11 protein-coding genes and 3 pseudogenes are annotated in these 12,845 nt (G+C 56.1%); 11 read left to right on the forward strand and 3 right to left on the reverse strand.

Annotated elements, in window-relative coordinates:
• Positions 1-108: 108 nt before the first annotated feature.
• Together HFM78_RS04340 and HFM78_RS04345 are read right to left on the reverse strand one after the other, a co-directional pair.
• Positions 109-1,089, reverse strand: a complete 981-nt coding sequence (locus tag HFM78_RS04340) for a M56 family metallopeptidase (RefSeq protein ID WP_287128199.1) — start codon at positions 1,087-1,089, stop codon at positions 109-111.
• Between the two features lie 9 nt (positions 1,090-1,098).
• Positions 1,099-1,524, reverse strand: a complete 426-nt coding sequence (locus tag HFM78_RS04345; RefSeq protein ID WP_287128200.1) for a BlaI/MecI/CopY family transcriptional regulator — start codon at positions 1,522-1,524, stop codon at positions 1,099-1,101.
• A 180-nt stretch (positions 1,525-1,704) separates the two neighbouring features.
• Between HFM78_RS04345 and HFM78_RS04350 the strand changes: the two genes are divergently transcribed.
• From HFM78_RS04350 to HFM78_RS04360, 3 genes and pseudogenes are all read left to right on the forward strand, one after another.
• On the forward strand, positions 1,705-3,021 hold the full coding sequence (locus tag HFM78_RS04350; RefSeq protein ID WP_287128207.1) for a TolC family protein: 1,317 nt from the start codon (positions 1,705-1,707) through the stop codon (positions 3,019-3,021).
• A 20-nt stretch (positions 3,022-3,041) separates the two neighbouring features.
• Positions 3,042-4,397: an efflux RND transporter periplasmic adaptor subunit gene (locus tag HFM78_RS04355; protein ID WP_287128201.1), complete on the forward strand. Its 1,356-nt coding sequence runs from the start codon at positions 3,042-3,044 to the stop codon at positions 4,395-4,397.
• Positions 4,398-4,469: 72 nt separating this feature from the next.
• Positions 4,470-7,531, forward strand: a pseudogene (locus HFM78_RS04360) (efflux RND transporter permease subunit).
• A gap of 136 nt (positions 7,532-7,667) precedes the next feature.
• On the opposite strand, the gene HFM78_RS04365 reads toward HFM78_RS04360, so the two are convergent.
• A complete protein-coding gene (locus HFM78_RS04365; protein ID WP_287128202.1) occupies positions 7,668-9,014 on the reverse strand; it encodes an MFS transporter in 1,347 nt (448 codons plus the stop codon).
• Between the two features lie 209 nt (positions 9,015-9,223).
• On the opposite strand from HFM78_RS04365, the gene HFM78_RS16120 reads away from it, so the two are divergent.
• From HFM78_RS16120 to cas2, 8 genes and pseudogenes are all read left to right on the forward strand, one after another.
• Positions 9,224-9,445 (forward strand): BlaI/MecI/CopY family transcriptional regulator, encoded by a 222-nt coding sequence (locus tag HFM78_RS16120; RefSeq protein WP_396033599.1) that lies wholly within the window; start codon positions 9,224-9,226, stop codon positions 9,443-9,445.
• Positions 9,399-9,614: pseudogene (locus HFM78_RS16125) on the forward strand (hypothetical protein); the annotation flags it as partial. The gene HFM78_RS16120 and the pseudogene HFM78_RS16125, both read left to right, overlap by 47 nt.
• A 69-nt stretch (positions 9,615-9,683) precedes the next feature.
• Positions 9,684-9,893 (forward strand): annotated as a pseudogene (locus HFM78_RS16130) (type II toxin-antitoxin system HicA family toxin).
• 112 nt (positions 9,894-10,005) lie between these two features.
• Positions 10,006-10,686, forward strand: a complete 681-nt coding sequence (locus HFM78_RS04370) for a Uma2 family endonuclease (protein WP_287128203.1) — start codon at positions 10,006-10,008, stop codon at positions 10,684-10,686.
• Between the two features lie 17 nt (positions 10,687-10,703).
• A complete protein-coding gene (locus HFM78_RS16135; protein WP_396033601.1) occupies positions 10,704-11,045 on the forward strand; it encodes a low molecular weight protein tyrosine phosphatase family protein in 342 nt (113 codons plus the stop codon).
• Between the two features lie 79 nt (positions 11,046-11,124).
• Positions 11,125-11,343: a CRISPR-associated protein Csx18 gene (csx18, locus tag HFM78_RS04375; RefSeq protein ID WP_287128204.1), complete on the forward strand. Its 219-nt coding sequence runs from the start codon at positions 11,125-11,127 to the stop codon at positions 11,341-11,343.
• Positions 11,336-12,328 (forward strand): CRISPR-associated endonuclease Cas1, encoded by a 993-nt coding sequence (cas1, locus tag HFM78_RS04380; protein ID WP_287128205.1) that lies wholly within the window; start codon positions 11,336-11,338, stop codon positions 12,326-12,328. The genes csx18 and cas1 overlap by 8 nt, the downstream gene beginning before the upstream one ends.
• Entirely contained in the window at positions 12,325-12,597 is a 273-nt protein-coding gene (gene cas2, locus HFM78_RS04385) for a CRISPR-associated endonuclease Cas2 (protein ID WP_396033603.1), read from the forward strand. The genes cas1 and cas2 overlap by 4 nt, the downstream gene beginning before the upstream one ends.
• Positions 12,598-12,845 lie beyond the last annotated feature (248 nt).

Genomic DNA, 12,845 nt, shown 5'->3' on the forward strand with positions numbered 1-12,845 from the left:
ATTACTTAATCGCGGAGAACTCAAGATTGATTGGGGTCGCAGGATTAAAAATAAAGGTAATTCTATAAATGCAAGTTAGATGCGTGTCAGCTTATAGCCTGAGCAAATTTAAGGTAACTGCAGCCAATGAGGTAAGACGTTCGTTGCGAGAAAAGCGACCCCAATCAGTAGCCAGACCTGAAGGAAGCTAAAAAAATTGAGTTTATCCGTTGCCATGCTTGGCGTACCGGCAAGGGAACCAGCTTGATGTAACTCAATCAAACGCTCGACACGCGCTTCCAAGTCTGTATATTCCTCAAAGGAACTAGCGGGCAACGGCGTACCGATCAGATCGGCCTCGCTCACCTTGAGCAGGACCCGCGCCAGCTTGAGCGGCTCACCCGTGTAGCGGGCAGCGAGTTCATCAGCAGCCAGTTCCCGCTCCCGTAGCAAAGCTTGAAAGCTCTGCCAGCTGGCGGGGGACCAAAAACTACCACTGAGGAGTCCTGAAGCCCAGACGGCAATGAGGTTATCCTGACGGGCAATATGCGCCAATTCATGGGCCAGAACAGGCTGGAGGGCGGTCAGGGGGAAATGGTTGAAGTACCAGCTCGAAAGATACAACACGGGCTTAAACAAGCCCACTACCACGGCGCGGGGCTTGGTACTGAGCAAACGACGAACTCTAGGCGGGGTTACACCGGCCCGCTGCGCCATCTCGTTGACGAGCACCTGCACTTGGCTCACCTCGCTATCTTCCCGTGAGCAGTTCCAGAGTAGATAGCCCAAGTAGCTGTGACGCAGCAGGTAGGAGGTCATCCCAAACAAACACAGACCAAGACTCAGCACCAAGCCCAACAGGGGCGGACAGGCCCACCAGCTTGCTTCCCAGGGCGGGTGTCCCATGACTTCCATATCCTGAAAGAGATGCCACGAGACCAAGCTACCGATCAGTACAGGCAGAAATAGTACTAACAGATGGTCTTGGCGGCGGTCATCCCAGCAGGGCTTATTAGCTAATCGCTGCTTGAGCCAAAAAGTGAGACCGATACACAGCAACAGTCCGCCGCCAATCGGGGTCAAGATGTCGTACCCAGGCATACCCACCATGCCCTCCTCCTAGGTGTCTAACTGGGCGACGCGCTCGGTGAGTTGCCTGAGCTGCGCGAGGGTGTGCGGTTCTCGGCGCTGGCTAAGAATCGCGGAGGCCGTGTCAGGGAATGCCTCCAGGATATTGTCGAGGACATGGCCCAAGGTCTGATGGAGGAAGTCTTCTCGGCTCATGGTCGGAATGTAGATGCGAGATTTGCCATCTTTGGCGACCATATGTAAGAGATTTTTTTTCTCAAGGGTGGTCAGGGTACAAACAATCGTGCTGTAGGACAGGGCGTGCCCGGTCGGGAGTTGGGGATGGAGGTCGCGGCCCTGCATCGGACGGTCGGCAGCCCACATCCCTTCCATGATCTCGGCCTCTAGGTCACCCAGGACTTTCTTGAGTCCGGGCTGGTTGGGGCGAAAGATGGCGTGTAAGTTCGTTGCGTCCACAGCTATCCCTATGCTTGCTCTTTTCAGTGTAGGGGCGAGGTCAAGCGATTTGAACCTATCTTCCTGTGGTTATTTTTCATGATGTGTTCATTTTTTGCCGGAATGGGCTATTCTAGGATGGTTTGCAGGCCCTTCAAATTTGAAGTATGCTCAATTTGAGCCAAAGGTTGAGCGGTGCGGATGCGTTTAATTGCGATAGTTTTAGGGATTGCCTTGGGGAGTGGACCTGTTCTCGCCCAAGCCAATACCCTACTAAGCCCCCCGCCCGTCCTGACCCTCCAGGCGGCTCTAGATTTGACCCTCGCCCAGAATCCTGACCTCCTCACCACCCAGCGTCGTCTAGGGGTGACCCAAGCTGAACGGGTGATTGCCGACGTATCTCCTAGCCCTATCGTGGGCTTGAGTACCGAGCTACTACCTAACCAGCAGCAGTATCAAGTTGCGCTGGTCAGCCAAGAACTAGAACTCGGCGGTCAACGGGGGGCACGGATCGCGGTGGCTGAGCAGTCCCTGGGTGTGACCGAACGGGAGCTACAACTTACGCTTTGGCAATTGCGCTCCCGCGTACGGACCGCCTACACCCAATTGGTCGTGGCGGAGGCCGCAGGGCGGGAACTCACCCTAGTGGCAGCCCTAAACCGCCGCTTACTGGAAGTGGCTGAGCTCCGCTTTCAAGTGGGGGATATACCGCAACTTGATGTCATCCGGGTCCAGAGTGAACTAGCCCTAGCTGAAAATGAAGTAGAGGCCAACCAGACCCGGCAGCAAGTAGCCCAAGCCCTACTCAATCAGATTCTAGGCCAGCCTCTCGATACCGAGCTAACGCTAGAGCCCATCGAACAGACCCCCCAGTTCTCGCTCAGGGTCAGCACCAACGGCATTCCCCTCGCCAGCTTGCTACCCGCCCCACCCATGACCGAGCCCGTCATCTTGGCGCGTTTAGTGCAACAAGCCCTGGGTGCCCGTCAGGATTTTGGTTTACTTGGGCGACAGCAGGAGTTGGCCCGCGCTCAAATTCAGTTAGCTCAAGCCAACCGCGTACCCAACCTCAATTTAGGTTTAGGCGTGTTAGTTGAGACCTCTAATCAAAGCGGCGAAACTGTGGTCGGTCCCACCTTTGGCTTCAGTGTGCCCCTCAATTTTTCTAACCAGGGAGTAGGTCAGATCCAGCGGGCGGAGGCGGAACTCCGTTTTTTGAGTGCCCAGGAGCAAGCCTTACAGTCGCGGATTGCGGTGGAAGTTACTACTGCCTACCGTCAATTTCTGTTGGCCCATCAGCAACAAGAACGATTTGCCCAACTCTTCTTGGTCAATGCCCGTGAACTCCAGCGGCTATCGCAGTTGAGCTATGAGCGGGGCAGATCCGACCTCACCACGGCACTCTTGGCCCAAACCCAGTCCAATCGCGTGCGCCAACAATACCTCCAAAGCCTTGACCAGTACCAACAGTCCGTCTCTGCCCTAGAGCAGGCGGTCGGTTTGCCCATTGAGAGCTAACCCTACACCGGAGTAAAACCATGCTGAAGACAGCCCCGTTCGCTATGCTCCTGAGCCTCACCCTGGGGACTGTTCCCGCCTTGGCCTCACCGGGACATACTCATGGCGGTGGATTTAGCGAAGCCGGGGGCGGGGTGCAGGCTGTGGAAGTCTCCCCCGAGGTGCAAAAGCAGATGGGCATTACCGTCGCTCCAGTGACGACGCGCCCTCTGGCCCAAGGGATCATCGCCACAGGCCGCATTGAGAGCATCCCGGAACGTACCGCCGAGGTCAATGCACCCATTAGCGGACGGTTGGTCCGGGTCCTGGCAAGACAGGGCCAGCAAGTACAGGCCGGACAGGCCCTCGCCGTCCTCGACAGCCCAGAGCTCCGGGAACTTGCGGTGGTTAGTCAACAGCAGCGCGGTCAGGCCCAGGCAACCATTACGCGTCTCCAGGCCCAAGTGGGCCTCGCCCAAAGCACCTACCGCCGCGAACAGGAACTCTACACCGCCAAGATCTCCGCCGGGAAAGAGGTAGAACAAGCTCGTGCCGCGCTCGTCAGTGCCCAAGCGGAGTTACAGGCCGCCCAATCTCAACTCCGGCTCGTAGATGCACCCTTACAAGCCCGGTTAGGCCAACTCGGCGGCAGTGGCGGCACGACGGGTTTAATCACGCTTAAGGCTCCCCAATCCGGCTATCTGACTATGCAAGAGGCCGTCAGCGGCGAGGCGGTGGAGCCGGGACGGGTCCTGTTTCGGATCGTCAATGTCGCGCAGGTCTGGGCCACGGCGGATGTCTACGAAAAAGACTTAGCCCAAATCAGGGTCGGTCAGCCGATCGAAGTAAGGACCACGGCGCAACCAGGCCGGGTTTTCACAGGACGGGTCGCAGTCATTAACCCGGTGCTTGACCCCGCCGCGCGGACGCTCCAGATCCATGCGGTATTGCCCAACCCTAAACAGGAACTTAAGCCGGGGATATTTACCACCCTGAAGCTCGTAACGGGGGCGGGAGCGGCAGTACCCGTCATCCCCAGCAGTGCCCTACTCGATGTGGACGGACAAAAGCTGGTCTATGTGAAAACGGGTGCGGATAATTTTGAACCCGTAAATATTGAAGTCACTGAGGAGGCTGCTGATTTCGTAGCGGTGACGGGGCTGGCGAAAGGAGACATGGTTGTGACCACCCGTGCCTTCCAATTGCGGGCGCAAGGGCTCAAGGCCAGCGGGGAAAAGGCCGAAGAAGTTGTTAAGCGTGAAGTAATTCCTAGCTCAGGTCAAGACGCGCCCCTCTGGGTTTTGGTCTTGGGCGGTCTAGTTGTAGCTGCGGCTTCCTTCACGGGCGGTGTTTATCTCACGCGCAACAATCAACCGCAACTCAATAAGGGCTCGTAGACGATGCTCAACAACCTCATCTACTTCTCGCTAGTCCGTCGCTGGCTGGTGGTGGTGGTCTCAGGAGCTTTGATGGTCTGGGGCTTTCTGACCGTCCAGAAGATGCCCCTGGATGTGTTCCCCAACTTCGCCCCGCCCCAAGTGGTGATTCAGACGGAGGGGGATGGACTCGCCCCTGATGAGGTGGAATCCCTCGTTACCTTGCCCCTAGAGAGTGCGCTCAACGGTACCGCCGGCGTGACAGCCGTTTACTCCAAATCCACCATCGGCCTCTCGGTAGTAACGGTGGTTTTTGATTGGAGTACCGATATCTACCGTGCCCGCCAACTGGTGACGGAGAAGGTCCAGCAAGCAGTCGCCCGGTTTCCCGATGGCATCGGCACACCTGTCCTCTCGCCGCCGAGTTCGCCCTTGGGTTGGATTCTCAAGTACGCCTTGACTGTGCCGACGGTAGTAGACGGTTCTACCTCGCTGATGGACCTGACCACCACCACGAATTGGCAGATTCGCAACCGACTCCTTGCTGTGCCTGGGGTCGCTAACGTTTTGGTCTCCGGCGGGGATGAGCGGCAATATCAAGTGCTAGTGAAACCCGAGCGGCTTAAACAATATGGCGTTTCCCTAGCTGAAGTGACCGAGGCAGCGGCGGGGGCGAACACCAATGCACCGGGGGGTTTCCTGCAAACTGCTGACCAGGAATTCCTCATCCGGGGGGTCGGGCGCGTCCAGTCGGTTGAGGAACTCAAGGAGTCGGTCATCATCGCCCGCAACGGAACTCCCATCCGGCTAGCGGATGTGGCAACGGTCCAAATCGGCTCAGCCCTCAAGCGCGGGGATGCCTCCTGGGACGGTAAACCCGCAATTATCATCACGATTGTGCGCCAACCCCAGGCGGATACCCCGACGGTGACGCGCCTAGTTGAAGCGGCGATGGCGGACCTCCAGGCTGGCCTGCCCAAGGATGTCAAGGTCGCTACTACCTTTCGCCAAGATGACTTCATCGAAAAGTCCGTGGACAACGTAGTGGAGGCTCTACGGGACGGGGCCATCATCGTTGCCGTCGTCCTCTTTTTATTCCTAGGCAACTGGCGGACGATCCTCATCACCCTGACGGCCTTGCCCCTCTCGGTCCTGTTAGGCGTTTTGGTCTTAAATGCGTTCGGGATTGGTCTCAACACGATGACCCTGGGGGGCCTCGCCATTGCCTTGGGGGCGTGATTGATGATGCCATCATTGACGCTGAGAATGTCTACCGCCGCTTGCGGGAGAACAATCTGGCGGATAGTCCCCGGCCCATTTTGACGGTGATTTACGAGGGGTCCGCGCAGATCCGGGGGTCGGTGGTCTTTGCCACGCTGATTGTCTGTGTGGTTATCGCGCCGATTTTTGTCCTATCTGGGGTGGAAGGACGCATCTTCACGCCCCTGGGTTGGGCCTATATCTTCTCCACCCTGGCCTCGCTTCTGGTGGCCCTGACCGTCACGCCCGCTCTGTGCTACTTACTGCTGGGGGGCCAGGACCTACCGGAGGAAGAAACTTGGTTGGTGCGTAAGCTCAAAGCTGGCTATCAACCCATCCTAGAAACCGCGATTGCCCGTCCTTGGCCTTTTCTGGCGGGTGCGGCGGTGGCGTTTCTGGCTTCACTCCTGTTGCTGCCGGGATTGGGACAAACCTTTTTACCCGAGTTTCAGGAGCGAGAATTGGTGATTGCGGTTTCCCAGTTACCCGGTGCTGCCCTGTCCTCCACCCAACAAGTAGGCATCACGATTGAGAACGCCCTGAAAAAGTACCCCGAGATTGAATCGGCCCAGTTCCGGGCGGGGCGGAGTTTTGGGGATGACGAGGCGGGCGGGACCAATTTCGGGGAGTTGGATGTCCGTCTTGCCGAGGAGGTCGAGGACCGCGACCGCGTATTAGAGCTAATCCGCATGGAGTTCACCAAGATTCCTGGGGTTTCGGCAAATGTCGGCGGTTTTATCTCGCACCGGATTGATGAGATCCTGTCCGGGACGCGCTCAGCGATTGCCGTCAAGGTTTTTGGGCCAGACTTGACCGTGTTGCGGGACTTGGCGCAGGACGTAGAGGGCGTGATGCAGGGGATTGAGGGCGTGGTGGACCTCCAGGTGGAACCCCAGATACCCGTGGCCCAACTTGATGTGCGTTTTAACCGTCAAGCTGCCAGTCGCTACGGCCTGACGATCAAAGACCTCGCGGAAACCATCGAAACTGCTTTTAACGGTCGCATCGTCTCCCAGGTCCTCGAAGACCAACGGGTCTTTGATTTAGTCGTTTGGTTGGAACCCGCCGCCCGTCAACGTCCGCAGACGATTGGCAATCTATTGGTGGATACCCCCGATGGCCAAAAAATCCCCCTCGCCCAAGTTGCCCGAGTCACCTTTGCCAAGGGCGCGAACACGATTAACCGCGAAAATGTTTCCCGGCGTATTGTGGTCGCAGCCAACGCCGCCGACCGGGACCTGGGTTCCTTGATTGCTGAGGTCAGGGCTGAAGTAAAGGAACAAGTGCCCTTGCCAGCGGGTTACTACATTGACTACGGCGGTCAGTTTGAAGCCCAGGAGAATGCGACGCGGGAACTGATTCTCTTTAGCGGCTTGGCCCTAGCGGTGGTTGCCTTCTTGCTCTACACCTCGGTCCAATCCGTGCGCTCTACCCTCCTCATCCTCTCCAACTTGCCCCTGGCCCTGATTGGCGGGATTGTGGCGGTGAAGCTGGGGGGCGGGGTGCTGTCCGTGGCCTCCCTGGTCGGCTTCATCACCCTGTTTGGGGTCGCCAACCGTAACGGGATTATTCTCGTCACGACCTATAACCAGCTTTTCGCGGAAGGGAAAGCCTTTGAGCAAGCCTTAGTCGAGGGCTCCTTGGAACGACTCTCGCCCGTGCTGATGACGGCCCTGACCGCTAGTTTGGCGATGGTGCCCTTGGCGATTGGTTCTGGCGCGGGTAAGGAAATCTTGCAACCCTTGGCAATTGTGGTGCTGGGAGGGCTATGCACCTCCACAGTCCTCACTTTGGTTGTACTCCCCGCCCTTTTTGCTCAGTTTGGAACGCGGACGAATCCAGAGTTGTCAGAGCAGGAATTCGCCGAACGTTTAACGACCAGCCCGCAGGAATAAGGAATACCACTGGGTCAAGCCTGTAGATCCTACCCAAGTCAGCTGGTTTCAGGAACATCCTGACAGTTCATTGAGTGTATGGGTATAGACATAGGTCAAATGATTGATGTTGGCGGTAGTGCTTCAACGACGGCACTCAATAATGCCTGTGCTGATGGGAATCGACCGTATTCAAAAAATGACGGTGACGGATGGTTTTGCGCGGCTGCCCCGGCGCCGCAATCTCATGTTCATGTTCAGCAAAAGCCCAGCCCAGCGTCCCCTGCGGTGCCAGAGTGAGTTGCACAATAGCGAGGAGGGCTAAGCCAATCAGACCGCCATACAGAAACGACTGTCCCGGAAAGGAACTACCCAGCCAGCCCGCGAGCGGGTAGGCCAAGGCCCACCAGAGGTGACTCCAAGCGAAGTGGGCACCATAGACCCCGCCTTGAATCGCACTCGGGATGCGTTCGGCAATCAACGCTTGGGCGGGCAGGTTGACCCAGTTCTGGCCCGCCCCAGCCAAGAGCCAGAGACCAAGCAGGGGCACGTAGCCCACAGCGTTTGCCGGGAGTAGGGCGGAGGTCGTGAGGGCCGCGCCGAGCAAGATGAAATTAGTGCGCGTCAGTTTTTTGTCAAGGGCTCCCACGGCTAGAGCAGAGAGGGTCGCACCAATCCCAAAGGCAGCCATCACCCAGCCGTACTGCACGTCACCCTGCTGGAGTCCACCTTTGAGATAGCCGATGGTATTCACCAGGATTTGCGCCCCGGCGACCGCAGCGACTAGTTCCATTGCCAAGGCGTAGCGAATCGGGATATCCATAAAGAGCCGGGTGGTACCTTCTTGAATACCCCGCCAGACTCCGACCGTCGGCTTGACGGTTGCTTCACTCGGTTTGTGGAGCAGACTGGGTAAAGAGAAAATCAGGACTGCCGCCACGAGGAAGCTCAAGGCATCCAGGAAGAAAATTTGCCGCGCTCCAATCAGCACAGCAACACCCCCAGCAATACCAGGGCCGAGTACGCCCAGCAGTTCGTAGGTCGCACTGGAGAGGGCCAAAGCCTGCGGATAGTCGTCTTTACCAACGACAAGGGGAAGGGTGGCCTGATAGGTAGGCGTAAAAAAGGCATTAAAGACATTGAGGGCAAATATCAGGACATAGACCTGCCAAATAGCACCTACGAATGGCAGGAGGCCGACAATTAGCATCCGCATCAAGTGAGTAACCACGAGGATAAGTTTGCGGTCCAGTCGGTCGGCGAGTACCCCAGCGAGAGGCGACAAAAATACAAAGGCTGTCACCCGCAACGTCAGAGCCACCGCAAGGACTAAAGCCGAGTCTTTACCCGCCAATTGAAAGGCCAGTAGCGCAAGACCTACCCAGGTGAGGGCATCACCGAGGAGACTGATGGTCTGAGCGAGATAGAGTTGGGCAAACACGGGATTCTTCAGGCTACGCACCGACGGCAAGACCCGTTCAAAAGACCGCGCAATTGCTCTCACCAGCACGTCCTCCACAGGGTCCTCTGGCTCGGCGTTACCCACATCCAGTCAGCAGGGCACCCCCACCGCGCATCCCGGCCGCGCCAACCTAAATTCATCGCAGTGCCCCTCGGTGCCTATCCCTGTGTATCATAGCCACCGACAAATTACGATTGACGATAGTAGCTGTTAATGCTGTGCTGGGACGGTATTCACGCTCAGGAAGATTTGTGCAAGGCGACGAGCGGCGTGCTCTGGGTGCTTTAGGAGAACTAGAACAAGCGGTCATGAGTGTTCTATGGTTGCACGCCCCGGCTTCCGTGCGCGAAGTGGGCGAACTAGTCAACCGTGGTTTAGCCTACACAACCATCATGACCCCCTGGACCGCCTCTACAAAAAGGGTTTACTCGAACGACACAAGCGCGCGGACATGCTTTTTTTTGCACACCTAGGCTGGACCGCAAGACCTACGAGCAGCGTCTAGTCACCCATGTGCTGAGAAACCTACCTACTGCCTCGCGCGACGCATTACTGTCCGGTTTTCTTGATTTTGCCGGGGCAGATGAGCAGACCCTAGTCCAGTTGGAGCAGCTAATTGCCCAGCGCAAGGAGGAAGGGTAGTGCTGGTGGTGCGGGGGGACTTCCTCAACCATCCTGACTTTGTTTCTGTTGCCCCTGCTCTATGGCTGGCTGGAGGGTCGCGTATCGGGAGCGGCGGCAATTCGAGTACTCTAACGCCTTGGCTTCGAGAAGGTCCGCCAAAGTGGAAGTCATATTGTGATGCGTCGTGGCAGTAGGGGTTGTGTTATGCCACTACATCCTGAACTCAAAGTCGGTACATTGGCAGGTCTGTTACGACAAGCAGAGGTTTCATCTGAAGAATTCATCGCGAATTTGTGAAACTGCTACCTCCCATTGTCAAGCCATAGCAGCCCATCCTAATTTTAGGGATCACGACAAAAAACACCCAGTCAAGTGCAACCATAGATGGATGAAGGGCCGGAGTCCGACCATGCAACGACAGGCAATCATTTATCCTACTGCTGATGGTGAGCCGATGGCTGAGACGGAAATGCACCTCTGGGCGATGGTTACTACGCTGCTCGTGTTGCGGACCTACCTCCAGACCTTGGCTCAAGAACAGCAGACCCCGCCTGCACAGGAGGGCACGGTGCTGGCTAATCAGTTTCTCTACTACGAACAAGGTAACCCCAAAGCACGGGTCGCCCCCGATGTAATGGTCGTTCCCGGTGTAGCCCGTGGTTCTCGGGATAGTTACAAAATCTGGGAAGAAGGGCAACTGCCCGCAGTGGTCTTCGAGATGACTTCTAAAAGTACCCAGCAAGATGACCAAGTGAAGAAGAAAGATATCTATGCGCGTCTGGGAGTCTTGGAGTATTGGCTTTTTGACCCCAAGGGTGAATGGATTAAAAATCAACTCCTGGGGTATCGGCTAATCGAGGGCGTGTATCAGCCCATTATTGATGCTTGCTCGACGGTCCTGGGTTTACGTCTGGCGGTTGAAGGAGCGGTGATTAGTTTCTACCGGCTAGACCTAGGCGAGAAGTTACTCAGCCCCGACGAGTTGGTGCGAACGCGGCTACAGGCGGAGCAACGGGCAGTCCAGGCGGAGCAACGGGCGGAGGTGTTGGCGGCCCGTTTGCGGGAATTGGGTATTGACCCCGACGCATGAGGGCCACAAGGTCAACGATGAAGCACATACTATTTGTATGCAGTCAGAATCGATGGCGGAGTCCGACTGCTGAACAAGTCTTCTCGGTACGGCAAGATCTTGAATGTAGTTCGGCTGGGCTAAATCATGATGCCCAAAACCCAATGACGGCGGAACTCGTGGCGTGGGCGGACCTTATCTTTGTCATGGAAAAAGTACACCATAGTAAACTCAACGCAAAATTCAGACCCTACCTTGCCAATACCCGTGTCATCTGCTTGAACATTCCTGACAAGTACGAATACATGGACCCAGAGCTAGTGCGGCTCCTGAAGCAGCGGGTGGGTCGTTTCTTACCACTGCATTATACAGAGATCTAATTCTGGGTAGAGGGAGTAAATTGGAGCAAGTTAGCAGACAACGGGAAAACAATCCATACAGCTCAGGAGATTTAGCGTTATGCGTAAGCAACTGGTCCGTAATAGTTTAGTGGCGTTTTTCAATGGGTTGACGACTTTGGTGATTTTGTTGATTGCGCCTCTGGGCTTAGCGGCGGTGCTGGTCTGTACGTTGGCAGTAACTTTGTCTAGTTTGGTCATTGGCCTGACGGCTGACCGGATTGTTCGGTTTCTGCAGGGGACCCGTCCGTCTGAGTTGGTGGAGGTGGAGCGTGACTAGTCTCTATCTCCTAGAGCAGGGTTCGCAGGTGAGTAAAAAGGGCAACCAACTGCTAGTCCTGCGGCAGGATGGTCAAGCTCAGGAGATTCCTTTCCCTTTAATTGAGCGGATTTTGATTTTTGGGCGGTCTCACTTGACTTTGGATGTGACGCGGGGGTGTCTCCTGCGTCAGGTGACGGTGGCCTATCTTTCGCGTTCGGGTTGGCTCTATGGCAGTCTCAGTCCGTTGACGCGGGGGCGGGGACGGCAGTGGCAACTCCAAAAACAACGGATAGAATCTCCCTCATCTCTGGAGATTGCCCGTGTTTTGGTTGCTGCCAAGGTACATAATCAGCGGGTTTTGTTGCAGCGGTTGAGCCGACGGCGGACGGGGGTAGACCTTACGCTCATTCTCAATATCCTGCTCTATCTGTTGTCCAAAATCGGGGCGGCGTCTGACTTGGCGACGTTGCGGGGGTATGAGGGGGCGGCGGCGGCGCAGTATTTCCCGGCCTTGGGGCAGTTGATTGTCAATCCGGCGTTTACCTTGACACAACGAATTAAGCGTCCGCCGACGAATCCGATGAATGCGCTACTGGGTTTTTGTTATTCGGTTTTTTGGAATCATCTACGGGGAGTCATCGAACTTTACGCGCTAGACCCTTACTTGGGTCATCTTCATGAGGAGAATCCCAAGCATCTTGCGCTGGTCTCTGATTTGATTGAGCCATTTCGTCCGGCTTTATTGGACTCGCTGGTCATCACGTTGGTCAATAACCGTATTCTTTCGTTGGAGGCGTTTGAATATCGGGACGGGGGATGTTATCTCAATGACCAAGGCCGGAGGTTAGTGCTGGCGGAGTTTGAACGGAAGATGTCTGAAAAGGTGCAGATTACCCCGACGCAGGAGGGCCATCGCTGGGAGTTGGTAGATTATTATGTCCGTGCTTATATTCGTCATCTGCATCATCCTGAGGTACCGCTTGATGTTTATCGGGTGCGCTGATGTTGTGGATCATTGCCTACGATATCCCGCTCACCAAACGCCGGACGAAAATTGCGGAACTCCTAGAAGGCTATGGGCAACGGGTGCAATACAGTGTCTTTGAGTGTGATATCGAGGAGCAGAAGTTTAAGGAGTTGCGCGAACGATTACAAAAACTCTGTAAGTTGCCGGAGGATTCGGTGCGGTTTTATCCGGTTAATTTGCGCTCGACGGTGGTGGTCTGGGGCGGCGAACCGCCTCTGGAAGCCCGGACGCACTACACCATCTAGGGTGTTGTTCTATCGTTTTATATCAATGCGGCTGCGCCCGGTGCCCCAAATCCGCCTAACCCGCATTCGATGGTTCGACCCGTCGTTCTTAGGCAGGGCCGAGGTTTCGACCGTTTCTCTCTCCCTCCCTGTTGCCCAATGACCCTCTACTTCAACCACCCGTCGCTAACTCCCCCTAGACATCCCTCGCCATAAGGGTTTCAATGGGGGTTGTTGCTCTCTTTGTTGGGAGTGGAATTAATGGAAAC

The sequence above is a fragment of the Candidatus Cyanaurora vandensis genome (assembly GCF_013285555.1).
In the GTDB taxonomy this organism is placed as follows: domain Bacteria; phylum Cyanobacteriota; class Cyanobacteriia; order Gloeobacterales; family Anthocerotibacteraceae; genus Cyanaurora; species Cyanaurora vandensis.